The 25,358-nt window shown below is 61.7% G+C and carries 18 protein-coding genes and 1 tRNA gene; 8 read left to right on the top strand and 11 right to left on the bottom strand.

Annotated features, from left to right (window positions below; genetic code table 11):
- Window positions 1–41 precede the first annotated feature (41 nt).
- From rhaT to C725_RS01610, 4 genes are read left to right on the top strand one after another with little or no spacing between them, the layout of a single operon-like run.
- On the top strand, window positions 42–1,154 hold the full coding sequence (gene rhaT / locus C725_RS01625) for an L-rhamnose/proton symporter RhaT (protein WP_008599735.1): 1,113 nt from the start codon (window positions 42–44) through the stop codon (window positions 1,152–1,154).
- On the top strand, window positions 1,151–2,005 hold the full coding sequence (locus tag C725_RS01620; protein ID WP_008599734.1) for an SMP-30/gluconolactonase/LRE family protein: 855 nt from the start codon (window positions 1,151–1,153) through the stop codon (window positions 2,003–2,005). The genes rhaT and C725_RS01620 overlap by 4 nt, the downstream gene beginning before the upstream one ends.
- A 32-nt stretch (window positions 2,006–2,037) precedes the next feature.
- On the top strand, window positions 2,038–4,176 hold the full coding sequence (locus C725_RS01615; protein ID WP_243442669.1) for a beta-galactosidase: 2,139 nt from the start codon (window positions 2,038–2,040) through the stop codon (window positions 4,174–4,176).
- The gene (locus C725_RS01610; RefSeq protein ID WP_243442668.1) at window positions 4,173–5,411 is read left to right on the top strand and encodes an SGNH/GDSL hydrolase family protein; all 1,239 of its coding nucleotides are present in this window, start codon (window positions 4,173–4,175) and stop codon (window positions 5,409–5,411) included. The genes C725_RS01615 and C725_RS01610 overlap by 4 nt, the downstream gene beginning before the upstream one ends.
- Window positions 5,412–5,429: 18 nt before the next feature.
- Here C725_RS01610 and C725_RS01605 read toward each other — a convergent pair whose 3' ends face one another.
- The 4 genes from C725_RS01605 to C725_RS01590 are packed head-to-tail and all read right to left on the bottom strand — an operon-like array spanning window position 5,430 to window position 11,972.
- A complete protein-coding gene (locus C725_RS01605; protein ID WP_008599730.1) occupies window positions 5,430–6,521 on the bottom strand; it encodes a family 43 glycosylhydrolase in 1,092 nt (363 codons plus the stop codon).
- Between the two features lie 48 nt (window positions 6,522–6,569).
- On the bottom strand, window positions 6,570–8,378 hold the full coding sequence (locus tag C725_RS01600) for an IlvD/Edd family dehydratase (protein ID WP_008599729.1): 1,809 nt from the start codon (window positions 8,376–8,378) through the stop codon (window positions 6,570–6,572).
- Window positions 8,378–9,313 (bottom strand): FadR/GntR family transcriptional regulator, encoded by a 936-nt coding sequence (locus C725_RS01595; RefSeq protein ID WP_200858570.1) that lies wholly within the window; start codon window positions 9,311–9,313, stop codon window positions 8,378–8,380. The genes C725_RS01600 and C725_RS01595 overlap by 1 nt, the downstream gene beginning before the upstream one ends.
- A gap of 7 nt (window positions 9,314–9,320) precedes the next feature.
- Window positions 9,321–11,972 (bottom strand): TonB-dependent receptor, encoded by a 2,652-nt coding sequence (locus tag C725_RS01590; RefSeq protein WP_008599724.1) that lies wholly within the window; start codon window positions 11,970–11,972, stop codon window positions 9,321–9,323.
- A gap of 302 nt (window positions 11,973–12,274) precedes the next feature.
- On the opposite strand from C725_RS01590, the gene C725_RS01585 reads away from it, so the two are divergent.
- Window positions 12,275–14,524 carry a penicillin acylase family protein gene (locus C725_RS01585; RefSeq protein WP_008599723.1) on the top strand — a complete coding sequence of 750 codons (2,250 nt, stop codon included), beginning with the start codon at window positions 12,275–12,277 and terminating at the stop codon, window positions 14,522–14,524.
- Window positions 14,525–14,590: 66 nt separating this feature from the next.
- Here the strand turns inward: C725_RS01585 and C725_RS01580 are convergent.
- A tRNA-Pro gene (locus C725_RS01580) sits at window positions 14,591–14,667 on the bottom strand.
- Between the two features lie 423 nt (window positions 14,668–15,090).
- On the opposite strand from C725_RS01580, the gene C725_RS01575 reads away from it, so the two are divergent.
- Window positions 15,091–16,653 (top strand): BCCT family transporter, encoded by a 1,563-nt coding sequence (locus C725_RS01575; RefSeq protein WP_008599721.1) that lies wholly within the window; start codon window positions 15,091–15,093, stop codon window positions 16,651–16,653.
- A gap of 15 nt (window positions 16,654–16,668) precedes the next feature.
- On the opposite strand, the gene C725_RS01570 is transcribed toward C725_RS01575, so the two are convergent.
- From C725_RS01570 to dapA, 4 genes are all read right to left on the bottom strand, one after another.
- Window positions 16,669–17,319 (bottom strand): sulfite oxidase-like oxidoreductase, encoded by a 651-nt coding sequence (locus C725_RS01570; protein WP_008599720.1) that lies wholly within the window; start codon window positions 17,317–17,319, stop codon window positions 16,669–16,671.
- 10 nt (window positions 17,320–17,329) lie between these two features.
- On the bottom strand, window positions 17,330–17,860 hold the full coding sequence (locus tag C725_RS01565) for a DUF2062 domain-containing protein (RefSeq protein WP_008599719.1): 531 nt from the start codon (window positions 17,858–17,860) through the stop codon (window positions 17,330–17,332).
- A 127-nt stretch (window positions 17,861–17,987) separates the two neighbouring features.
- Entirely contained in the window at window positions 17,988–18,458 is a 471-nt protein-coding gene (gene smpB, locus C725_RS01560; RefSeq protein WP_008599718.1) for an SsrA-binding protein SmpB, read from the bottom strand.
- Window positions 18,458–19,342, bottom strand: a complete 885-nt coding sequence (dapA, locus tag C725_RS01555; protein ID WP_008599717.1) for a 4-hydroxy-tetrahydrodipicolinate synthase — start codon at window positions 19,340–19,342, stop codon at window positions 18,458–18,460. Before dapA ends, smpB begins: the two co-directional genes overlap by 1 nt.
- Before the next feature lie 181 nt (window positions 19,343–19,523).
- Between dapA and C725_RS01550 the strand changes: the two genes are divergently transcribed.
- A complete protein-coding gene (locus C725_RS01550; protein WP_160165702.1) occupies window positions 19,524–21,533 on the top strand; it encodes a lytic transglycosylase domain-containing protein in 2,010 nt (669 codons plus the stop codon).
- A 27-nt stretch (window positions 21,534–21,560) separates the two neighbouring features.
- Here the strand turns inward: C725_RS01550 and C725_RS16075 are convergent, their stop codons facing one another.
- Window positions 21,561–21,935, bottom strand: a complete 375-nt coding sequence (locus C725_RS16075; RefSeq protein ID WP_008599715.1) for a hypothetical protein — start codon at window positions 21,933–21,935, stop codon at window positions 21,561–21,563.
- Window positions 21,936–22,270: 335 nt separating this feature from the next.
- The gene (aspS, locus tag C725_RS01540; protein ID WP_008599714.1) at window positions 22,271–24,094 is read right to left on the bottom strand and encodes an aspartate--tRNA ligase; all 1,824 of its coding nucleotides are present in this window, start codon (window positions 24,092–24,094) and stop codon (window positions 22,271–22,273) included.
- A gap of 86 nt (window positions 24,095–24,180) precedes the next feature.
- On the opposite strand from aspS, the gene rnd reads away from it, so the two are divergent.
- A complete protein-coding gene (gene rnd, locus C725_RS01535; RefSeq protein WP_008599712.1) occupies window positions 24,181–25,344 on the top strand; it encodes a ribonuclease D in 1,164 nt (387 codons plus the stop codon).
- Window positions 25,345–25,358 lie beyond the last annotated feature (14 nt).

Below are 25,358 nucleotides of genomic sequence, written 5' to 3'. Positions count from 1 at the left end.
CTAGCGGCCCATGAAGACGGCCGTTCACAAGGGGAGGAAATATGGTCAACCCGCTGCTTGGCGTGGTCTTTCACTGGATTGGCGGCCTCGCCTCCGCCAGCTTCTACGTCCCGTATCGCGGCGTGCGCAGCTGGTCCTGGGAGGTCTTCTGGCTGACGGGCGGCGTCTTCAGCTGGATCGTCGCGCCCTGGCTGTTCGCGTCGCTCCAGACGCAGGATCTCCTCGGCGTGTTGGGAGGCGCGTCCCCATCCACTTGGTTCTGGTGCGTGTTCTTCGGAATTCTCTGGGGTTTCGGGGGTCTCACCTTCGGCCTGACGCTGAGGTTTCTCGGCATTTCGCTGGGAACGGCCGTCGCGCTCGGTCTGACCGCGGCGTTCGGAACGCTGATCCCTCCCCTCGTCAGCGGCGAGTTCTTCACCAGCCTGCTACCCTCCACCGGCGGACAGATCGTGCTTGCCGGTGTCTTCATCGCGCTTGCGGGGATCGCGATCGTCGGCATGGCCGGCCATGCAAAGGAACGGCACCAGGCGGCTGGCGACGCACCCGGTAGCAGGCCCCGCGATTTCCGGCGCGGCATGGCCGTCGCGGTGTTCTCCGGCATCATGTCGTCATGTTTTGCCTACGGCCTCGCCGCCGGCGAACCGATCCGGCAAGCGACGCTGGCTGCGGGGACCGACCCGCTAAGCCAGGGTCTTCCCGTCCTCTGCATCGTCCTTCTCGGTGGATTCGCGACCAATGCGCTGTGGTGCGGATATCTGATCGCGAGAAATCGAAGCGCCGGACAGTTCGTCGGCGGCGCGGCGCACGATGATGGCAAAGTGGCGGAATACCAGACGATGAATTCCACATCGCGCCCGCGCAAAAGTCCGCTGGCCCGGAATTATCTTCTCTCTGCCCTGGGCGGCACAATCTGGTACTTCCAGTTCTTCTTTTACACCATGGGAGAGAGCCAAATGGGCGCCTACGGATTTTCGAGCTGGACCCTGCACATGGCCAGCATCATCATTTTCGCGACGCTGTGGGGTCTGGCGCTGAAGGAATGGCGCGGGGCGGGCCGCCGCGCGCGGACGCTGCTTTCCACCGGACTCGCCGTCCTGATCGGCTCAACGGCCGTCATCGGTTGGGGCAACGCGCTCTCCGCGGGGTCGCTATGACGGGTGCGGTTCGAAAGGTCTGGAACGAGGGCGCAATCCTTGGCGAGGGACCGGTCTGGGTCGCGAAGGAAAACGCCCTCTACTGGGTCGACATCAAGGCTCCGGCCCTCCACCGCCTTCCGCTGGATGGGGCCGAGCGGCGAAGCTGGCCGCTGCCTGAACTGACCGGCTGGATCGTGCCGCGCAGGGCCGGCGGGTTCGTCATCGGACAGGCAAGTGGCCCGGCGCTGCTGACGCTCGATCCCTTTACGATAGAGCCGCTCGGCGATCCCCATCCGGAACAGGAGGATAGCCGTCTGAACGATGCCGTCGTCAGCGCGGATGGCAGCATCTGGTTTGGAACGATGGACAATGCCGAGGAGGATGCGTTCGGCGGTCTCTATCGTCTCGCGCCCGACCGCCGCATAGAGCGGGTCGACAGCGGCTATCTGGTGCCGAACGGACCGGCCATTTCCGCGGACGGAACGACGCTGTTCCATACGCACAGCCCCGAGCGCACGGTCTACGCCTTCGATCTTGAGGGCGGAACACTGGCGAACAAGCGCGTTCATATCCGCTTCGAGGAAGAATGGGGCTATCCCGACGGGATGGCGGCGGATGCGGAGGGCGGCCTGTGGATCACGCACTGGGACGGCGCCTGCGTCAGCCGCTTCGACGCGCGCGGTCGTCGCGACCGCCGGATCGAGCTGCCCGTCCGAAAACCGACGAAACCCGTCTTCGCGGGAGATGCACTGGACCGCATGTTCGTGACCAGCGCCTCGGTGGGCGAACCCGCGGGCTCGCTTGGCGGCGCAGTGTTCGAGGTCGATGCTGGCGTGCGGGGCGCCCCGATGCACGAATATAGCGGCTGAGTGAGCAGAAACAATCGAGAGGGAGATCGAGGTTGAGGCGAATATGTGGTGCGGCGTTGATGGCGGGGCTTCTGGCCGCCTCGCCCCCGGTCGTGGCTTGCGCGGCAGCGCAGCCGGGAGTGAAGGGCAGCGCGGCCGATATGAACGCGCGCGCCACGCGCTTTGCCGACAGGCCGCCGATCGCATTCGGCACGGCCTGGTATCCCGAACACTGGCCGGAGGAGCGCTGGGAGAAAGACCTTGCGTGGATGGAGAAGGCGAACTTCAACACCGTGCGCATCGCGGAATTCGCCTGGAGCACGATGGAACCGCGCGAGGGCGAGTTCGATTTCGAATGGCTGGATCGCGCCATCGCCGCCGCATCGCGGCACGGCATGATGGTGGTGCTCGGTACGCCGAGTGCGGCGCCGCCGGCCTGGATGACGCAGCGTTATCCGGACGTGCTACGCGTCGACGAGGACGGAGTCCGAGCGACGCATGGCGGGCGGCGCCATTTCTCCTTCGCCAGCGAACGATACCGTATGTTCGCGCGCCGGATCGCGGAAAAGATGGCGGAGCGTTACGGCGACAATCCGAACGTCGTCGGATGGCAGATCGACAACGAGATTGGGCCGCCCTCCTTCGGACCGGAGGCGGAGGAGCGCTGGCACAGTTTTCTCGAGCAGCGATACGGCACGATCGATACGCTGAACGAGCGCTGGGCCACCGAATATTGGAGTCAGCACTACAACAATTTCGGCCAGATTCCCCTGCGTGCGACCGGACAGCACAATCCGGGGCTGCTTCTTGATTTCAAGCATTTTACGACGGCGACCTGGACGGACTATGTCCAGAACCAGCTCGATGCGATCCGGGCGCACGCCGATCCGCGGCAGTTCGTGACGACGAACACAATGTTCTGGAACGCCGGCTTCGATCACTACGAGCTGCACGAACGGCTCGATCTCGCTTCGTGGGACAATTACATTCAGGACGCGGATCCGGACTGGATCGCCAATGGCGCCAATCACGATCTTGTACGCGGTTATAAGCAGCGCAACTTTTGGCTGATGGAAACGCAGGCCGGACGCGTGGACTGGGTGCCGATCAATCGCGCGCTTGCGCCCGGTCAGGTTCGCGAAATGGGTTGGCAGGCCGTTCAGCACGGTGCCGACGCTATCCTGTATTGGGAATTCCGCGCCGCGAGAAACGGGCAGGAAACCTATTACGGCACCGTTCTTGGCCAGGATGGTACGCCGGCGCCGATCTTCAACGAGATCGCAAAGCTCGGCGGGGAACTGCGTGAGGCGATGCCCGCCCTTGCCGACACCGAACCGGTCTACCGCATGGCCATGCTGTTCGATTATGACAGCCGCTGGGCCCTCGACCTTCAGCGGCTGCACGAGGATTTCGATCCAATACGGGAATTCACGGATTTCTACCGTCCATTCCGTCTCGGCTCGCAAGGGGTGGCAGTTCTGCCGGTGGATGCCGAACTGTCGGCCTACCCCTTGGTCGTCGCACCGGCGTTGAATGTGGTTACGGCTTCGGACGCGGAGCGGCTGGAGGCCTATGTCCGCGGTGGCGGCCATCTCGTGCTCGGGCCGCGTTCGGGCATGAAGGATGACGCGAACGCGCTTTGGCCGCAGCGTCAGCCGGGACCATTGGAACCGCTTCTCGGCGCTCAGGTCGAGCAATTCTATGCGCTCGATCAGCCGGTAAAGCTGACGGGAGCGTTCGGAGCCGGCGAAGCGGCGATCTGGGCGGAGTGGCTCAGCCCGGAGGCCGAGGACGTCGAGGTGCTGGCGCGATATGACGATCCGGCGGGATGGCTGGACAAAAAACCGGCAATCCTGTCCCGCCCCGTGGGTCGGGGCCGGATCACCTATGTCGGTGCATGGCTGCAACCTGACATGATGCGCCGCCTCGCAGAGAAATTGATGGCGGATGAAGGGATCGGCCCTATCCTGTCCACGGACAGCGACGATGTGGAGATCGGTGCGCGAAGCGGCGCCGGCAAGACCGTTCTCATCGCGATCAACCACGGGGATGAACCGCAGCCGCTTCGTTCCCCCGTCGGGGCCGAGCGCATTGCCGGCACCGTGACGAACGGAGCGCTCCCCGCGCACGGGGTCGCGGTATTTCGTGTGGACCGGGATATGCTTTCAACGTCGAAAGGCGCTACGCATTGAGACTTCAATCGCAGGATTCATGTCGAACTACGCTGCACGCGATTTGCCTGGCGGCGGCATTCGCCTTTCCGCTATCCGCGCAGACAGCAGATTGGACGGCCGCGTGGACGGCACCGCCGATCGGATACGAACCTCAGATCAGGGACGCACTCGGGCGCCCCTTCTCCGATGAGACGGCGCGGCAGCTGGTGCGCGTCGGCACGGCAGCCAGCGAACTGCGCGTAAGGCTGACCAACGAACTGGGAGAGAAACCAGTTCGTATCGGATCCGCGTCGATCATGCGGGTGGATGCAGAGGGAAAGCCAATCCCGGACTCGCTCACCACGCTAAGCTTCGGCGGCGAGCCGTCGGTCACGATCCCTGCCCGCGCTCCGTATCTATCCGATCCGGTTCCCATGGCGCTCGACGCCGGCGAAACCGTCTCGGTCAGCATTTACTATCCTGATGAAGCGGCTCCGCCCGCCCATGCGCAAATGCTCGACGTCGTCAGCGGGGACATGAGCGAAACCGCGCTATGGAGTGGATCGAAGCGGGTTCGCGCACCGGGAATCGTGTCCGGCATCGATGTGACCGGAGCAGAGCAAACGCGCCTCCTCGTTGCATTCGGCGATTCCATCACGGAAGGGGCCGGTGCCAGCGATGCGCAGACGACCAGTTGGCCGGCGCAGCTTGCCCGTCTGCTCGCCGCCAATGGCGGCACAGACTGCTGGGCCGTCGTTAATGCCGGCATCAGCGGCAACCGCCTGCTTCACGACGGGCGCGGGCCGAACGCCGTGTCCCGGTTCGATCGCGATGTGCTTGCCGTGCCAGGCGTCACGCATGCGGTCCTGCTGGAGGGTATCAACGACATTGGTGAGATCACCGACCCGGCGCGCACTTGGCAAAGCGTGACGGCCGAACAGATCATCGGCGCCTACGAACAGCTTCTCGCGCGTGCACATGCGCGCAACGTGAAGCTGATCGTCGGAACGCTGCTACCCTATGAGGGGGCCGCCTATGCAAGCGCAGAGGGAGAGGAGAAGCGGCAGAGGGTGAACGGTTGGATCCGTCAGAACGCCGGACGCTTTGACGGTCTTATCGATTTCGACCGCGCGATGAGCGAACTGGGAGATCCTTCGGTCATGCGCCTCGCCGAGCAGATCGGCGATCATCTGCATCCGAACGATGCCGGTTACACCCGCATGGCGCAAACCGCCCTTCCCGTCCTTCAGAACGAGCGGTGCCCGGCGGGCTGAACCGGGCCCGCCGTTCCGTCACCAGGGCTTTGATCGAGCGACCGTCAGCCCGCGGACGTCGTTCGGCCAGGTTCCACTGACCGCCGTGTAGAAATGATAGAGCGCGCCGTCATTGTAGACCAGAGACGGCTTGTGCGCGAAATGTTCGTCGATGCTGCCGGGTCGCCCCTTGTCGACGATGATGTCCGGAACCTTCTTGAAGTTGATCGGACTGTCGCCGATCGCAAGCAATTCCCTGCACTTTCCGTCCGCCGCACGGCCGAAATAGTACATCGACCACTCGCCGTTATGCGTATAGACGACCGGATCGCTCGCGAACCAGGAATCCGGGGCCCCTTCATCTCCGTTACGCAGGATGGGATTGCCAGAATAGCGCGACCAGCGTTTCAGGTCGCGTGAAATCGCGACGCCGGTCTGCTCCTTCCAGGGGTCTCCCTCCGTCTTCGCGTTATAGTAGAGGAAATAGGTTTCGCCCTGCTTCGTGATGTAGGATTTATAGAGGCCGCCACGTTCCCAAGGCGCCCCGTCTTCGGGTCTCAAAATCGGTTCCGTCCGCTCCCAGTTCACGAGATCGTCGCTCCAGGCGAGGCCGATGACGGCAGCCCCCTCTTCGTAGCCGGGATTGGGATAAGCATGCCAGGTCGCAAGATAGCGGCCGTCGACCTTGAGCAGTCGTCCGGGCGAATAGAGTTCGTTCTCTCGCAGGATCGACGCACAGGAAATGTTGTAGCGTGTGACGGGGTCGTCCGGGTCGCGCGCCATCATGATTCCCGCGCGCTTCCAATTCACCAGATCCTTCGAAACGGCACGGCCCGTCTGATACCCGGTGCCGTCCCAGCCGGTGTACAGCATGTGAAACTGGCCCTCGTGCCAGAACACAAAGGGGCAATCGACGGCCTTTTCATCGAACGTGCCGGGTTCATGCGATCCTTCGAGGACCAGTTCGTCCAGCTTATAGGGAGTGCGATACGGCGCGACCGGGTCGTTGCTGGCGGTGCCGGCAATGGCCGCGACGGGACCGCGTGAGCATCCCGTAAGCGCCAATCCTCCGGCAACTCCGCCCGCGGCCAGCAGCGACCGGCGCGACAGCAACTTTCCCATACTCGTCATGCACATTTCTCCTCTGGGCGTTACAGGTCGACGGACGTCCGACGCCGATCAATGGCTGTTGCGCGGTACGCCGTAGGTTGTGTCGATACGCTGATATTTCTCGGCCCCCTCGAGTATCGCGCCGGTATCGAGCTGTCCCACGACATTGCGCTGCAATTCCTGCCACGGTGTCTGCGACTGCGGATAGGCATAGCCGCCGCGTTTCTCAATGTCCGCTCGCCGACGAGCGATCTCCTCTTCGGGGATCAGGATATCCACCCGGCCCCTGCGAAGATCGACGCGCAGTCGGTCGTAGGTCTTTAGAATGGCCAGATTGCCTCCGGCCGCTGCCTCCGGACTTGCGTTCAGGACCGAGGGCGAGCCCGACGTGCCCGACTGCCGGCCGTCACCGATGCACGGCAGTTCCGCAACGCCCCTGCGGATTAGATAACCCGGCGGTCGCATGTTCACGACCTCCGCGGCTCCCGGATAGCCGATGGGCCCCGTTCCGCGCACGACCAGAATGTCGGCCTCCGTAATCCCGAGCGCCTCGTCGTCGATACGCGCGTGGTAATCCTCGGGACCGTCGAAAACGATGGCCCGCCCCTCGAACGCTTCGGGATCGTCGGGGTTTTCCAGATAGGCCTTGCGAAACGCATCGGAAATGACGCTCGTCTTCATGATGGCGCTGTCGAAGAGATTGCCGGTCAGCACGATAAAACCGCCGGAGGAGCGCAACGGCTGGTCGAAGGGCCGGATCACCTCCGGAGAGATAATCTCGGCCTCGCGGCAATTGTCGCCGATCGGCTGACCGTTCACGGTCAATGCCTCCTCGCGGATCAGGCCCTGCTTCATCAGTTCGGAGATCACCGCGGGAACGCCGCCGGCGTGATGAAAATCCTCCCCCAGATACTCGCCGGCAGGTTGCAGATTCACGAGCAGGGGGACGTCGTGCCCATATTCCTGCCAGTCCTGAAGACTGAGTTCGGCGCCAGCGTGGCGGGCAATGGCCGCCAGATGGATGGGCGCGTTGGTCGATCCGCCCAGCGCGCTGTTGACGGTGATCGCGTTCAGGAATGCGTCGCGCGTCAGGATCTTCGACGGGCGCAGGTCCTCCCCAACCATCTCGACGATACGCTTTCCCGTCAGGTATGACATTTGCTGCCGCTCGCGGTGCGGCGCGGGGATGGCTGCCGATCCGGGAAGCTGCATGCCCAGCGCCTCTGCAAGGCTGTTCATGGTCGTCGCGGTACCCATGGTGTTGCAGTATCCGGTGGACGGCGCGGAACTGGCGACCAGTTCGACGAAGCCGGCATAATCAATTTCGCCAGCCGCCAGCATCTTTCGCGCCTTCCAGACGATCGTGCCGGAACCCGTCCGCTCGCCGCGATGCCAGCCGTTCAGCATGGGCCCCACAGAGAGGGCGATAGCAGGTATATCGACGGTCGCCGCCGCCATCAGGCAGGCGGGTGTGGTCTTGTCGCAGCCGATCGTCAGCACCACTCCGTCAATCGGGTAGCCGTACAGCGTCTCCACCAGCGACAGATAGGCAAGATTACGATCGAGGCCGGGCGTCGGGCGTTTGCCGGTTTCCTGGATCGGGTGAACGGGAAACTCGATGGCGATGCCCCCGGCCTCCCGAATGCCGTCGCGCACGCGTTCGGCGAGCGTGATATGGTGCCGATTGCAGGGGGAAAGATCGCTGCCGGTCTGCGCTATGCCGATGATCGGCTTGCCCGACTGCAGTTCCTCGCGCGTCAGACCGTAATTCATGTAGCGCTCCAGATAGAGCGCAGTCATATCCGGGTTCCCAGCATTGTCGAACCAGGCCCGGGACCGCAGTTGCTGGCCCTGCGCGGGCTTACCCAAATCTGTCATCAAGTTTCTTTTCGTTTCTCTGCCCTGCTGATGCGCTGCTTGCCGTGGCCGATCGTCTTGCGCATTGCTTCGCGCGCGGCAGCGGCGTCGCCTGCTTCAATGGCATCGACGATGGCGCGATGAAGTCGGACGCTTTTCTTGTGTTCGGCCTTCTCGTCGACCGGCGAACTCATTGTGAACGATGCAACCAGGGCGGTTTCAATGATCGCGGAAATGGCGCGCATCATCATGTTGCCTGATGCATCGCCGATCCGTTGATGAAAGCGAAGATCGGCCTCGGCGAACGCGATGCGGCTGAGGCTGCTTTCGCCCATCTCCTCGATACTCTCGCGAAGGGCGGCGATTTGTTCGGGCGTCGCGCGGTCGGCGCACAGCGCGGCCGCCTCCGGCTCGATAGCCAACCTGATCTCCGCCAGTTCCCGGCGAAACTCCGCGTCGAACCCGTGGGCGACCTTCCAGGACAGGACATCGGAATCGAACATGTTCCAGTTCGACTGATCCAGAACCTTCGTGCCCACTCTGGTCTTGGAAACGATCAGGCCCTTCGCCGTCAATGTCTTCAGGACTTCGCGCAGGACCGTGCGGGAAATCCCGAAGCGTTCGAGAATTTCCGCTTCGGCCGGGATTTTCGACCCCGGCGGATAGATGCCCGCAATGATGTCGGTTCCCAGGGCCCGAGCGACCTGATCATGGCTCGATAAGGTACTGTCGGTGTACTTCTGGAAATGCGAAGACATGCTGGCGAACCCCTTTGAAGATGCCCCGGTCATCGTCGATCTGACGGCCCCGACGGGCGCGAGCGCGCCCGTCAGGGTACCGGAAGCCTGTCGATAGCCGCATGCTAACCAGACGCTTACCTCTGATACAATTGAAGAAACCGCGAGCTTTCTTCCAGAGGCACCAGCCGCTTTTCCGTCCAGGGTGAAAACGGCCATACCGGCCTCAGAAATTGAACCGCACGCCGGCCATGATCTGGCGATCATCGATGGAAATATTGTTCGGGCGCGTGATATTCTCGAAATATGTGAACTCACGCGTTCGCAGCAGATTTGAACCTTCCAGTGTCAGCGTGACGTTCTCGTTCAGATCATAGTTGATCGACGCATCCAGCCAGCCATAACCTTTCCGGTAAACGGGAATGATCTGACTGCCGCCATCCGTCAGCGGCAAGCCATACAGGCTGCCGAGGAACTTCGAGCGGTAATTATACGCCACGCGAATAGCGAGGCCTGCATTTTCGTATAGACCGCTGATGTTGAAGCTGTTCTTCGAAAGATTGGGCAGCGGCGTGGTGATGCCCTCGATCGCGCTCGGCGTTTCGCTGTCGATATAGGTGTAGTTCGCCTGGACGCCGAACCCATCGAAGGGGGCGGGAAGGAAGTCGAAAAATGTCTGACCGCCGACCTCGATACCCTTGATATCTCCGTCCTCGCCATTGACCGGCTGCTGAAGCACATAGTCGATGCCGTCGATCGTCTGGCGGCTCGACCGGCGGAAAATAAATCCCTTCACCTTCCGGTAGAACCCGGCGAGGTAGATCGAACCGGTCGGCGAGAAATAGTATTCGTATGACGCGTCAAGCTGGTCGGCCTTCAAAGGCTCCAGATCGGGATTGCCGCCCGATCCCTGCCCCTGTCCGGGGATCAGGGTAAATGCCGGGGACAAGTCGCTGAACGACGGGCGCGTAATCGTCTTGGAAGCAGAGAAGCGCAGCTGCATGTCATCGGCGATATGGAAGCGGATATTCGCACTCGGCAGAGCGTTCGTATATTCGTTGTCATAGTTCGCCGGCACGATCGTCGTAACGCCGTTCGCGTCGGTGATCCGCTGATTGCCGTCGATCGACAGCTTTGTCTTCACGACGCGAAGGCCGATATTGCCGTCGAAGGGCAACCCACCCTGCACATCGAAGAGCAGCGCCCCGTAGCTGGCGATGGTTTCTTCCGACATGGAATATTGCGCGGCGGGATCGAGTGCCGGCTCGGCGCTTACGCCAAGAATGTCGCGGACGGAGTCGAAATCGTCGCGCAGCCGAGACGGATCGGCCACGAAATAGTCGCGCTCGAACCCGGCTTCGCCCGGGAAATAGTCGTCGAACGGCATCCGCTGGAACAGATCGGCGTAGGGGCCGGCCGAAACGCCGGCGGGCGGATTGTAGAAAAAGCGGATCGGATCGAAGTCCGTTGTGCGCTTCTGATAGCGCACGCCGGTCTGCAAACCGCTGATGACGGGACTGTCGAACTCGATTTCACCATCGAGGCGCCCCGCGTAGGAATCGCCTTCATAATGGTTTTCGTTCAGGATCGTGTAGCCAAGCTCGTAGCTGTCGAAATCCGTCAGATCGACGCCGTTGAAGTTCATGTACGGCGTATGCTGACTGAGATCGAGGAACGCTTCCGGAGCCGAGAAACGCAGATCCTGCTCCGCATAGACAAGATCATTCGTCGAATATTGATAGGTGAAGTCGCCGGACAAAGTGATGCGGTCGTCCGTCCAGTTGGCACCGAAGGAATATTGCTGGTTCTTGTCGACCGTGTCGCGCGCAACACCGAACGTGGAGCCGGTGAAATCCTGGAAGGTGCCGCTCTTGAAGTCGTTCGTGCCCTCGAAGAGTTCGACGGAACCCGGTACCACGTCGAAGGCATTCGTCGGATTGTTAAAGCCGCGCTGCTGCTGGTCTGACCGGAACTCCTGATAGGACGCCTGCGCATAGAATTCGAGGTCCGGGTTCGGCATCCACTGGAACAAGGCATCGAGGCCAATCCGCCGCCGATTGCCGTCGATCAGCGGTTCATAATCGCCGTTCGGCGTCACGATTTCCTGACCCGGAATGATATCGGTACGAATGCCCGGCGCGCCCGGCGTCACCACATCGGAACGGAAGTCGCGTTCCTGATAGGCGCCGCTGATCAGCAGGCCCATCTCACCGTCGCCCGCCGCCCACTTGTCACTGGCCAGCAACGAAACGAGCGGGCTCACCTTCTCGATAAGGTCATTATAACGGAGCTTTGCACTGCCGCTGATCGTCTGCGCTTCCAGATCGAGCGGCCGGCGCGTGCGAAGATCGATCACGCCGCCGATGCCGCCCTCAATCAGGTCGGCCGTAGGTGACTTGTAGACATCGATACCGGCGAGAAGTTCGGCCGGAAAATTCTGCAGATTGTAATTGCGACCGCCGCCCGCGGTGAAGATCTCGCGGCCGTTCAGCGTTGTCAGAACCTGGGTCAGACCGCGGATGGCAACGGAGCCACCCTCCCCGCGGTCGCGGGACACCTGAATGCCGGAAATACGCTGCAGGGCTTCGGTGGTGTTCGTATCCGGCAGTTTGCCGATATCGTCCGCCACAATGGAGTCGACGATCGTATCGGCGTTGCGCTTGCGGGATTGCGCCGATTGAAGACTGGCTCGAATACCCGTGATGGTAATGACTTCACCTACGGCAGCCTGCGTGTCCGCATCCGGCTCTGCCGTCGGCGAAGAGGGAGCGGACTGCGCCTCGTCGGTGGGCCTCTCCTGCTCCGCCGCCGCTGCTTCGAACGCGCTTGCAAGCGTCAGTGCCGCAACAGCCGCGCTCGCGAGAAATTTCCTTTTCATGACCCTGATCCTCCGCATCTTATATTTTGAGGAGATCATTAGTAATATTTTATACATGGTCAAGGTGGGTTTTGTCTTGTGGACATGCGCATGCCATATCGTGCTAATCACCTGATATGGCCGGTTATTCGTAAGCTTTCTCACGCCAATTCCACCATTGCCCCGGCGTTATGCGATGAATCTACGATCATTCTTCGTCTCAATCCGATCACCCCGCATCCGCTGTCAGAAACGCCCGCAATGCTTGTTCATCGGCCGTCAGCGCGGCTAGAGCGCCGTCATGCGTTAATGCTGTCCGGGGGATGATCATGAGTGTGCCACTGCGCGAACTGCTTCCGATCGGAATGCTCGCAGCCTTGCTTTCCGCGACAGCCGCTCCGGCGTTGGCGAGAACCGGCCACGATTATGCCCGTGACGTGGAGATCGTCCGCGACGACTTCGGCATCGCGCATATCGATGGGAAGACCGATGCGGATGCCGTCTTTGGCATGATCTACGCACAGGCGGAGGACGATTTTCCGCGTATCGAGCGAAATTATCTCGTGGCGCTCGGCCGTTTATCGGAAGCCGAAGGCGAGGCTGCATTATGGCAGGATCTGCGGCAGCGTCTGTTCCTGGATCATGATGCCCTGCGCGCCGCGTACCGGGATAGCCCCGCCTGGCTGAAGGCGCTGATGGACGCGTGGGCCGCCGGCCTGAACCATTATCTGGCAACGCATCCGGACACGCAGCCGCTGGCGATTACCCGCTTCGAACCGTGGATGACGCTCGCCTTCTCCGAAGGAAGCATCGGCGGCGACATCGAGCGCGGGGTCGATCTGGACGCGCTGCGAGCCTTTTACGAAGGCGGTGCGGAAGCGCTACCACCACAAGAGCAGTCCTTCAGACTTGTCGAACCGAAGGGGTCGAACGGTATCGCAATTGCCCCGGCGCGGAGCGTGAACGGAAATCCGCTTCTTTGGATCAACCCGCACACGTCCTTCTATTTTCGCGCCGAACAGCAGATGCGCAGCGATGAGGGGCTAAACGCCTATGGCGCCGCGACATGGGGGCAGTTCTTCATCTATCAGGGTTTCAATCCCGACCTCGGCTGGATGCATACCTCGAGCGGGGTCGACAATATCGATGAGTTTGCCGAAACCGTGGCGCTGCGCGGCGACGAGTTGGCGTATCGCTACGGCGACGAATGGCGCCCGGTCGAGACGCGCATCGTCTCGATCCGCGTCAGACAGCCGGACGGGTCGATGGCCGAGCGTCGCTTCAACGCTCTTTCCACGCATCACGGCCCGATCGTGGGGGTGAAAGACGGCCGCTGGATCGCCCTCGCTCTCCTGAACGCTCCACGGGCCGCGCTGGAGCAAAGCTATCTGCGAACGAAGGCGAAGACGCTTCAGGAATACTTGCAGGTCTCCGAGCGCAAGGCCAATTCGTCTAACAACACAATTTTGGCGGCAAGCGACGGCACCATTGCCTATCTTCATCCGCAATTCGTACCGGTACGCGACGATCGGTTCGATTATCGGCACCCGGTCGACGGCAGCGATCCCGCAACGGACTGGCAGGGTCTGCATGACCTCGAGACGCTGCCGCAGGCGATCAACCCCGGCGTGGGCTGGGTCATGAACACCAACAACTGGCCCTATTCCGCAGCCGGCCCCGACAGTCCGAGCGCAGAGAATTTCCCGGTCTACATGGATCAGTTTGGCGAGAACCCGCGCGGGCGTCATGCACTGCAGTTGTTGTCCGGCGACCGGCAGTTCACGCCGCAAAGTCTGACCAATGCGGCATTCGACAGCTTTCTTCCCTTTTTCGACGCTCAGATTCCCAAGCTCGCCCGCGGCATGGCCGCCCTGCCCGCCGGCGACCCGCTTCGCAACGAACTTGCAGGACCTTTTGCCTTGCTGCGCAACTGGGATCGCCGCTGGAGCACGACCTCGACGCCAACATCCCTTGCCGTCCATTGGGGAGAGGCGCTTTGGGCAAGCGAGGGTCCGAAGGCGGCCGCGGCAGGGATCCGTATCTTTCGCTATCTGGACGAACGGACGACCGACGCTGACCGCGTCGCCGCATTGGTAGCCGCGACCGAAACCATGAAGGAGAAGCTGGGCGACTGGCGGGTCGAGTGGGGACGCATCAACCGGTTCCAGCGGCTTTCGCCGACCATCGAAGCCGAGTTCGATGATCGAGCCCCCAGCTATCCCGTGGGGTTCACGTCGGGAAACTTCGGATCTCTCGCCTCCTTCGCGGTAGAGCGGCAGGATGGGCAGAAATGCTTCTATGGCACCAGCGGCAACAGCTTTGTCGCGGTTGTGGAGTTCGGCCCCCAGGCAAACGCCTGGGCGGTCAGCGCCGGCGGAGAAAGCGGAGATCCCACCTCTCCTCATTTTGATGATCAGATCCCGCGCTACGCCCAGGGCGATCTGCGCCGAGTGCCGCTGACCGACGCGGACCTCGCACCATTCGCGGGCCGCGCCTACCACCCTGGGGAGCCAAAGCCAGTCCCTCACTCACGCGAGCCAATGGCAGGCAGCAGTCGGTGCGGCGACCTCTGATCCAAAGAGCTGCAGCACTAGCCGAGCCCACGATTTTCCGGGACGGGGGCGCCACCGGGCTGGAGATGGTCGGGGAGACAGGATTCGAACCTGCGACCCTCTGCTCCCAAAGCAGATGCGCTACCAGGCTGCGCTACTCCCCGACGGCGGTTTCCGTAGGGTTTCGCCGCAGATAGGTCAACGCATAAACAGAACGAAGCGGAAACGGGCGGCACATTGCGGCACAAAGATACCCACATTCTTCGGTACACCCTCCGACGGCCCCTTTCCTGCCTCCTTTGAGAAGAAATTAAAGTCGAGATCACGCTTTTCAGCCGTTCTCTGCGCTTACGCCTCGGAAAACCAGGCCGAGAAAGAGATCAGCGGCTTGCGCGGGACAGAATGTTCCCTCCATGCGTTTGGGATGCGTGTTGATGAAATCGGCCAAGAGATCGTCGTGGCATGGCTGGGTAAAAAACGCGGGTCTTACCTGCATAGCCGATAAACAACCTTCTATAAAATATATGACATACGGAATGTTGGTCTTTTTATATGATTAAGATTGCATCTTTTTGGATGAATAAGTTATGACTCAAAGTTCGCCGCAGGTGAACAGCGCAAAAGGGCTCTTCAAGCCGACTGTTTTTTATGGAGGCATCGGACTGATCGCCGCGTTGATCGTTTTTGCGATCTTAAACGCTGGCGCGTCCGGGGGGCCATTCGTCGCCATACAGCACACGGTGACAAGCTCATTCGACTGGCTGCTGGTGCTGACGGTCAATGTTCTGCTTGGGGTGTGCGCGTATCTTGGCTTTGGCTCCTTGGGAAAGATTCGCCTGGGCGGGGCGAAAGCCAAACCGGAATTCAATCTTGGACCGTGGTTCGCCATGCTGTTCAGCGCCGGCATGGGGATCGGACTTCTCTTCTACGGCGTAGCCGAGCCCGTTCTGCATTTTGCCGATCCGCCCGTTTCCACCTACTCCGATCCGAACGCCATTTTTCCGCGCGGGCTTGCCGGCAACGCGCAGCACGCCATGGGTCTGACATTCCTGCACTGGGGTCTTCATGCTTGGGCAATCTATGCAGTGATCGGCCTCGCACTTGCGTATGTCGCGTTCAATCGCGGCCATCCGCTGAGCATCGGTGCCTTTCTGAAGGTCGCCTTTCCGCGAATTCCCACACTGCTGATCGATGTGATCGATATCCTGGCCATCGCAGCAACCGTATGCGGTGTGGCAACGTCACTGGGCTTCGGCGCCTCGCAGATCAACGCCGGCCTCTCAGTCTTGACCGGCATCGACGATAGTCCGCTGGTGAAGTTCGTGCTGATCGCCGGCATCACGGGGCTTGCCACGATCTCGGTCGCGTTCGGACTGAAAAAAGGTATCAAGCGGTTGTCACAAGCCAATATGGTTTTCGCGATCTGCTTGGCCGCCTTTGTTCTTATCCTCGGGCCAACCGTCTTCATACTGGACGGCTTCGTACAGAATATCGGCTATTACATTCAGCGCTTTATCTATCTGTCGACCTGGACGGAAACCTACAGCGGTGATGACTGGCAAGGAACGTGGACGATCTTCTATTACGCCTGGTGGATCAGCTGGTCGCCCTTTGTCGGCATCTTCATCGCCCGCATTTCCTATGGCCGGACCGTGCGGGAATTCGTTGCCGGCGTGCTGCTGGTGCCGACCCTGTTCACCTTCGCGTGGATGACGATCTTCGGAAATAGCGCGCTGTGGGTCGAGCTGTTCGGAAATGGCGGCCTTGCTGCGGTTGTCGACGACAGCAAAGCCAAGGCGCTGTTCGCCTTCTTGACCAACTTTCCGCTGACGACGCTGACTTCAATTTTGTCCGTCCTCATCATCACGACCTTTTTCGTGACATCGGCCGACTCCGGTGCGCTGGTGACGGCGATGATCGCGTCGGGCGGCGATCATGAAGCGGGCTTCGGCGCTCGTGTCACCTGGTCAGTCGCGATCGGAGCGCTTGCGGCGGCTCTTCTTTACGCGGGCGGCCTGGATGCGCTGCAAACGGCCGCCATCGTCACCGGCCTTCCCTTCGCGCTTGTCCTTCTGGCGATGGCGGCAGGGCTGCTGCGACTGCTCCAGGCGGACAAATCGGGCATGGTCAAGCCGGCCGAAGAAGCTTGAGGATGCGCCGTGCCGTCAGTCGTATCGCTGCTCGAGCCAGGGATCGCCGAGGTTATGATAGCCGCGTTCCTCCCAGAAACCCGGCTCGTCCTCCGCGGAGAAGGTGATGCGCTTTATCCATTTCGGACTCTTCCAGAAATAATAGCGCGGAATGACAATCCGGACCGGGCCACCATGTTCGCGGCTGATCGGCGTTCCGTCATGGCTGTGGGCGAGCAGGCAGTCCTCTTCCAGAAAATCCTCGATGCGGACATTCGTGGTGTACCCGTCATAGCTGGAAAACAGCACATATCGGGCGTCCGCATGCGGCCTGACGAGCTGCGCCAGATGACGCGTCGTCATGCCCGTCCAGCGATTGTCGTAGCGTGACCACTGCGTCACGCAGTGCACATCGGACAGGATGTCGACCTGCGGCTCGGCAATGAAACTGTCCCAGTCGAAGCGACGCTCGTTCTCGACCAGCCCCCCAACCAATAGGCGCCACTCGGCGCGGGGAACATCAGGCTGAATCCCAAGATCGAGAACCGGCCAGTTTTCCACGAGACGCTGGCCCGGGGGAAGCCTGTCGACGCCGTGCTCCGCCGTCTCACCCGTAAGCAGGCGGCCGGCACGCGCCCACGCCTTCTTTGTCTCGATCAGCTTGGTCTTGTAGCCATCATCGCCCATGCAGGCCGCGTTACGCCTGCTGTGCGCTTCTCGCAAGCCGCCGCTGCCAGCGCCGAGCAATCCACCAGCGCCACGCGAACTGGATCGTCATGAAACCCAACGCGGCCGAGATTACGGCGAAAAAGATACAGCCGACCACCATGGGCACGGGAGCGTCCTTGACGATTTCAAGAAGCGCTGCGCTGTGCGGACTAAGCGGCGTCTCGACGCCGAGCAGCCAGTCCCCCGTCTTGATCGCGGCGTAGCAGATCGGAATGATCGTCAAGGGATTCGAGACCGACGTGAACAAGGCCGTCACCGCAAGGTTGGCGCGCGCCGAAACGGCCAAAAGCGCCGACAGCAGCAATTGAAGCCCCATCGGGATCGCAAACCCCAAAAACAGTCCAAGCGCGACGCCCCGCGCGACCGAATGGCGATTGAAATGCCAGACATTCGGGTTGGCGATATATTTGGCAGCCGGTCTCATGATGCGCGAACGCGACAGCGCTTCCCGCGACGGGCCGAACCGCTCCACAAGCCGTGTAATACGCTTCACCAGCATTCGGGGACCATGATCTTCGTTTGCGTCGTCACATTACAGCTTTAAGGTTGCAGAGATATGAACGCCTGCGCGAAAATGAAGGTTGCGGTGTGGCAAGGGCGTTTCTGCACAGGGTGCAAGGTACGAGCTATCCCTTTTCCCGCAGCAAGCGGGCCTGCTGCCGTTTCCAGTCGCGATCCTTGGCTGTCTGACGTTTGTCGTGCAACTGCTTGCCCTTCGCCAGCGCCAGTTCAATCTTCGCACGCCCGCCAGCGTCGAAATACATGCTCAGCGGTACGAGGGTCATGCCCTGCCGCTGAATGGCGCCGGAAAGCTTGTCAATCTGCCGGCGCTTCAGAAGGAGCTTTCGCGGGCGTTTCGGATCGTGGTTCTGCCGGTTGCCGTGCGAATATTCCGGTATGTTCGCATTGACGAGCCAAGCTTCGCCCCCGCGAACCTCGGCATAGGACTCACCGATTGTCGACTTGCCGGTGCGCAGGGATTTGACCTCCGTGCCCTGCAGAACAATTCCGGCTTCCATGACGTCCTCGATGGAGTATTCGAACCGAGCCTTTCGGTTCTCCGCGATCATTTTCTGCTTGTCGGGGCTTCGCGCCATCAGAGGAGACCAGCCTGTTCAAGGGCCTCGTCAATGCGGCGTTTGGCCGTCTCGGTGCACGGAACGATCGGCAGGCGGACGTCGGGAGACGAGAGGTGCCCCAGACGATGCATCGCATATTTGGCCGGCGCCGGGCTTGGGTCAGCGAACATGGCTAGGTGAAGACGATGCAATCGCGCGTTCAGCGCGCGCGCGTCCTCCCAGTGGCCGTCGGCGCACAGTCTCATGAACTCCGCACACTCCTCCGGCGCGACGTTCGCCGTCACCGAAATGGCGCCGTCACCACCGGCCACCATGATGCCGAGAGACAATTCGTCGGATCCGGAAAGAATGCAGAACTCGTCGCCGCAGTCCAGCCGGGCCTCCGTAACGCGTGCGACGTTTCCGCTGGCATCCTTGATACCGACGACGTTCGGCAGCGCGGCCAGTCTCTTCACGGTCTCGGGTTCGATATCGGCGACCGTACGACCAGGAACATTGTAGAGAAAGACAGGAAGCGCCGTAGCCTGCGCAACCGCCCGAAAGTGCTGGTAGATCCCCTCCTGATTGGGCTTATTGTAATAGGGCGTGATCACCAGCAGTGCATCCGCTCCGGACTCCTCCGCAAAACGAGCGTGCAGGACGGCGGTCTGCGTGTCGTTCGATCCCGCGCCGGCGATAACAGGAACGCGCCCCCGCGCGACCTCCGCCACCTTCTTCACGACCTCGTGATGCTCCTCGATGCTGAGTGTCGGCGATTCGCCTGTCGTCCCGCACGGAACAATGGCCCCCGAGCCCGCCGTGATCTGCCATTCGACCAACGCTTCAAGACAGTCGAAATCCACATCTCCGCCGCGGAACGGCGTGCAGAGCGCGGGCATCGATCCGGAAAACTTTTTATGCACTTTTCTTCAACCTTTTACCGTTCCGGACGTTCATGAAAGAGTAGGTGTCCACAGCGGCTGCGCCGTTCATATTCCTGTTACATCCGAAGGTTTATTCCCGGTTCATATGAAGAGCAAAGAGCGAGCGTCCAACCCCGCACTTACGAAAAAGCGGCGATCACCTCTATTGTCCGGCGCCGGCTTGTCCGTTGCGCTTCTGTCCGTGCCCGTCGCTGCAATGCTGCTTTCGCAGCCGCGGCAGGTTACGCCGCCGCCACCCGCGCCTGCCCCTGCGCCGCCTACGTCAGAGGGAAACGCAGCCGCGCCAGCACAGGCTGCGCGTCCCCAGGTTCCCGCAGCCTATGTCGTCAGCCAATGGGAACGTCTGCTGAACCGATCGGCTGAACCCTCCTTGGCGGACTTTACCGCGTTTCTGCGCGATTATTCGAATTTTCCGAACACCATCGAGATTCGCCAGCGTGCCGAACGGATGATGGAGGTCACGACACCGCCGGCGCAGCGGCTTAACTTCTTCGCCGTCAGCGAACCGCTGATGGCGCGCGGGCATTTTCTCTATGCAGACGCGCTGTTGTCGAGCAATCAGCGCGACAGGGCAGCGGAGGAAGCCCGCAAAGCCTGGCGCACCGGCGGACTGGAGGGCGAAGACCGCGCCGCTTTCATGACCCGCTTTGCGACCATGATGCGCCCGGAAGACCATGCGGAGCGCGCGGACAACCTGCTGTGGTCGGGCAACCTGTCGGGAGCGGCCGCAATGCTTTCGCTCCTGTCCGCGGATGACCGGGCGCTCACCGAAGCGCGTATGGCGCTGCAGAGTGGCAGCGAGCGCGGGGGAGACACCGAACGGGCCCGGACTTCGATCGCCAATGTGCCTGCATCACTGCGCCTTCATCCCGGCCTCATCGCCGACCAGTATTCCTTCGCGCGCGCAACCGGAAATTATGGCTATGCCCGGCAGTTGCTCGCCGATACGACCATCGCGCCGGGCAGCGCTGGTAACAAAGACAAATGGATGCAAATGCATCTGACCGCAGCCGAGGGCGCAATGCGCGACGGGCAATATGATCTTGCCTATCGCATAGCCGACCATCATGGTGGACTGTCGTTCAGCGAGCCGTTGGTGGAGAACAGCGCCGCCGAACGCGACACGTTCACAAGTCTGGAATGGCTCGCCGGATGGCTCGCCATTCACTATCTCGACCGTCCAGCGGACGCGGTCCAACATTTTCGCAGCTTTAAGGACGCCGCACAGTTCGCGCCCACGATTGCGCGCGGCTGGTATTGGGCCGGCCGTGCAGCCAAGGCAGCCGGAAACGGGGCGGCGAACGGCTATTTCGCTGAGGCTGCGCGCTACCCCCTGACGTTCAACGGTCAGCTTGCGGCAGAGGAACTCGGCCGTCCGTTCAATATCGATGCGAACGATATCCCGCAGCCCTCGGCTGAGGCGCAAGCGCGATTCAATGCCGATCCGCGTGTAGAAGCCGTGGCGATCTACGGACGCCAGGGCGAACGGGGCAAGCAGCGCATGTTTCTGCAGGCCTTGGCCGACGACGCGGATCGCGAGACCTTCCCGCTCGTCGCGCAGCTTGCCAACAGTTCCGGAAACCAGCGCATCGCGACGCTGGGGTCGCGCGGCAACGATACGACCGGCCCAGCCGCGATTGTGGGGCTCAGCTATCCGGTCATCAGCGTTCCGGCGGACAAGATGGCGCACTGGGTGCGCGTGCACGCTATCGTTCGCCAGGAAAGCCAGTTCGAACAGGACGCCGTCAGCGGTGCGGGCGCGCGCGGGCTGATGCAGTTGATGCCGGCGACCGCCAAGGAACAGGCACGCCGCGACGGTCTCAGCTACAATTACAGCGGACTGACCGGTGACCCCGGTTACAATATCCGTCTCGGGTCCAAGTATTTCAGCGACATGGTCGATTACTGGAACGGCAGCGTTCTGCTCGCGATCGCCAGCTACAATGCCGGTCCCGGCAATGTCCGGCGGTGGGTCAATACGAACGGCGATCCGCGCAGTCCGAGCGTGGATGCCGTTCGCTGGATCGAGGAGATCCCCTTCTACGAAACGAAGACCTATGTGCGAAATGTCATGAGCAACCTGATCGTCTACGAACAGCTCGGCCCGCAATACCGCAGCGGCGGGCCCGATCAGGGCCGGCTGAACTGGTATTTGAATCTCGGTAGTTAGCGGGGGGCGTCCTCTCGTGCGCCACGCTCACCGAAACGCGTGCTGATACTCGTCCCTCAGTTCGCTCACCGCGCGCCCCGCCTCCTGGTCGGAGAGACGGCCGTCCCGGTTTCGGTCAGCCAGGCGTTCGAAGGCGCGGTTGGCCCTGCCCGCCTCCCGCTCGTCTAGACCGCCGTCGCGGTCACTATCGAACTGCCACATGACCCAATGCCGGGCGGCGGGCTCCTCCCGCAACCATGGGTTCAACACGCCCCAGCCTTCATCGTCGACGGGACCGTAGTAGCCCGCACCTGGACGATAGTAGCGGCTGTAGTCATAGCCGCCGTAGCGATCGTCCCAACGAAACGGCGCGGCACCCCAGAAGTACGGCCGATCATGATAGGCGTAAGGCGGCACGATCACGACCGTATCGCCCCTGTGTCGGCGAGGGGAATACCGGAAACCGGGCCTGCCGCGCCCTTTGCCCCCATACCGCTTGTCCGGCGAGCCAGTTTCAGGAGGCTGGCGGGGCCCCGCATCAGAACCCTTTCCGAAATACAAGCTTCCATCGCCGGCCCGCACGTGCGGCGGTTCGACAGATTCCGCTTCGATGGGGGCGGCGATGCCCGCGAAGATCGCCAGAACAGCGGCCGTCCGCACCTGCGCGCCTGCCCTCATCGCAACCTCCAGTCCCTAAGCCCCGCCTGGGATAGGCCGGCAGGGCTTAATTCCGTCTGAAGACGGGGCGGCCGAGGCGATCAGTTTCGATTTCTGTCGACCAGTTTATCGGACGTGGCGGCGCCGGACCTGGGTTTCGGCAGGTCCAGCTTCAAATGAAGTTCCTTCAGCTGCTTTTCCGACACGGCGGACGGCGCATTCATCATCAGGTCTTCCGCGCGCTGGTTCATCGGAAACAGCACGACCTCGCGAATATTCGGCACGTCCGCCAGCAGCATGACCATGCGGTCAATACCCGGCGCCGATCCGCCGTGCGGAGGCGCACCATATTGGAAGGCGGTAATCATGCCGGCGAAATCGCGGTCCACATCGTCCTTCTTGTAGCCGGCGATCTCGAAGGCCTTGTACATGATGTCGGGGCGATGATTCCGGATCGCGCCCGACGAAAGCTCGACGCCATTGCAGACGATATCATATTGCCAGGCCAGAATATCGAGCGGATCCTTGGTCTCCAGGGCCTCCATCTCTCCCTGAGGCATTGAGAAGGGATTGTGGGAGAATACGATTTCGCCGGTATTCTCGTCTTCCTCGTACATCGGGAAGTCGACGATCCAGCAGAAGTCGAAACGATCCTGCGCAATCAGTTCAAGCTGCTGACCGATACGCGTTCGGGCGGCACCGGCCAGCTTCGCTGCCTCAGCGGTCTTGCCGGCTGCGAAGAAGACACCGTCATTGTCGCCCAGGCCGAGCGCCTCGATCAACTTCGCCGTCTTCTCGTCGCCATGGTTCTTGGCGATGGGTCCGCCCGGCACACCATCCTTGATGTTGATGTAGCCGAGGCCGGCATAGCCTTCACCACGCGCCCACTCATTCATGTCGTCGAAGAACTTGCGACTTTTCGCGCCCGCACCCGGTGCGGGGATCGCCCGAACCGCATTGCCGCCGGCCACCAGCTTCGCGAACAGACCGAAGCCGCTATCGTGGAAGTGATCAGTGACGTCGCTGATCTCGATGGGGTTGCGCAGATCGGGCTTGTCCGACCCGTATTTCAGCAGCGCCTCGGCATAGGGAATGCGCGGGAACGGCGCCGGCGTGACGCTCTTACCGCTGCCGAACTCCTCAAATATGCCCACCAGAACGGGTTCGATCGCCGCAAAAACATCGTCCTGAGTGACAAAGCTCATTTCGAAATCGAGTTGGTAGAATTCGCCCGGGCTGCGGTCCGCGCGCGCATCCTCGTCACGGAAGCAGGGCGCGATCTGGAAATATTTGTCGAAGCCGGCAACCATCAGCAACTGCTTGAACATCTGGGGTGCCTGCGGCAGCGCGTAGAATTTGCCCGGATGCACACGGCTTGGAACGAGGTAATCGCGCGCGCCCTCCGGACTGGACGCCGTCAGGATCGGCGTCTGCAGTTCCTGGAAGCCCTGATCGATCATGCGGCGTCTTACGGACGCGATGACGTTCGAGCGCAGCATGATATTCGCGTGCATGCGTTCGCGGCGCAGATCGAGGTAGCGATACTTCAATCGGATATCTTCCGGATACTCCGCATCGCCGAAAACAGGCATGGGCAGTTCGGCGGCTGCGGACTGCATTTCGGAGGCCGCTGCCTGAACCTCAATCTCTCCGGTCGGAAGGTCCGGATTCACCGTCTCGGCAGACCGCGCGACCACCTTGCCATCGACCGTGACGACGCTTTCGACCCGCGCCTTGTCCAAAAGCTCGAATGCGGGCTCCCCCTCCTCGGAGACGATCTGCGTGACGCCGTAATGATCGCGCAGGTCCACGAAGAGCAATCCGCCATGGTCACGTTTCCGGTGGATCCAGCCCGACAGGCGGACCTCCTTCCCCACATCGTCTTTACGAAGGGCGGCGCAATCATGCGTGCGGTAGGCGTGCATCGGGGAAATAGGCTCCAAAAGATCGGTAAGATTTCACGAAAGGACATGCGCTGGCATCAGCCGCCGCGCGGCCCTAAGAGGCATCGATGGCCGAATATCAATTCATCACCGACACTGCCAGCCTGAAAGACCTCTGCCAAAGGCTGGAACGCGCCCCGTTCGTCACCGTCGATACGGAATTCATGCGTGAAAGCACCTATTATCCCGATCTGTGCCTGATCCAGGTCGCCAGTCCCGACGAGGCGGCGGCGGTCGATCCAAAGGCGGATATGGACCTTTCACCCCTCCTCGACCTCATCACACGGGCAGAGGTGCTGAAGGTCATGCATGCCGCGGGCCAGGATGTGGAGATCATCTACAACCGTACCGGCGAAACGCCCTGGCCGCTTTTCGACACGCAGATCGCGGCCATGGCGCTCGGGCTTGGCGAGCAGGTTTCCTATGCCACTCTCGTGTCTCACTATCTTGGGCACACGCTGGACAAGGGCGCGCGTTTCACGGATTGGGGTCGGCGCCCCCTCGACCAGCGCCAGCTCGACTATGCGATCGCCGATGTCACACATCTGGCTGAAATCTTCCCGAAGATGCTTGAAGGGCTGAAACAGACTGGACGCGGCGACTGGCTGGACGAGGATATGCAGCGTCTGACCGATCCAAAAAATTACGCCAACGAACCGGAGAATGCGTGGCAGCGCGTGAAATTCCCCGGACGGAACGCCGAGGCACTTGGACGCCTGAAGGCGCTTGCCGCCTGGCGCGAACGAGAGGCGCAGGCAAAGGATCTGCCGCGCGGCCGAATCGTCAAGGACGAGACGCTCGCCGACCTCGCAGGACATCCGCCGAAGGACCAGCAGGCATTGTCCCGCGTGCGGGGTCTTTCGAAAACCTGGGCCGCCAACGACATCGGCGAGCGGCTGATGAAGGCGCTGGCGGACGCCGAACCGATGCCGAAATCGGAAATTCCGGACAAGCCGCGCGGCCGCCCCAGGCTGAATGCCGATTCGTCGCTCGTCGCTGATCTTCTGAAATTGCTGCTGAAAGTGCGGGCCAAGGAAGCCGACGTTGCATCCCGGCTGATTGGCCGTGCGGAAGATCTGGAACGTCTGGCCGCCGGAGAGCGCAGCGGCCTGCCACTGCTGGAGGGCTGGAGGTACGATGTGTTCGGCGCCGACGCTCTTGCCCTCGTTGAAGGACGGCGCAGCTTCGCCGTCAAGGACGGGCGAATGGTCATGACAGAGGTCGGCGACTGACACGCCGCGGCTTC

Source organism: Pacificimonas flava, from assembly GCF_000342165.1.
GTDB classification, from domain to species: Bacteria; Pseudomonadota; Alphaproteobacteria; order Sphingomonadales; family Sphingomonadaceae; genus Pacificimonas; species Pacificimonas flava.
This window is presented reverse-complemented; position numbering and strand designations above follow the sequence as displayed.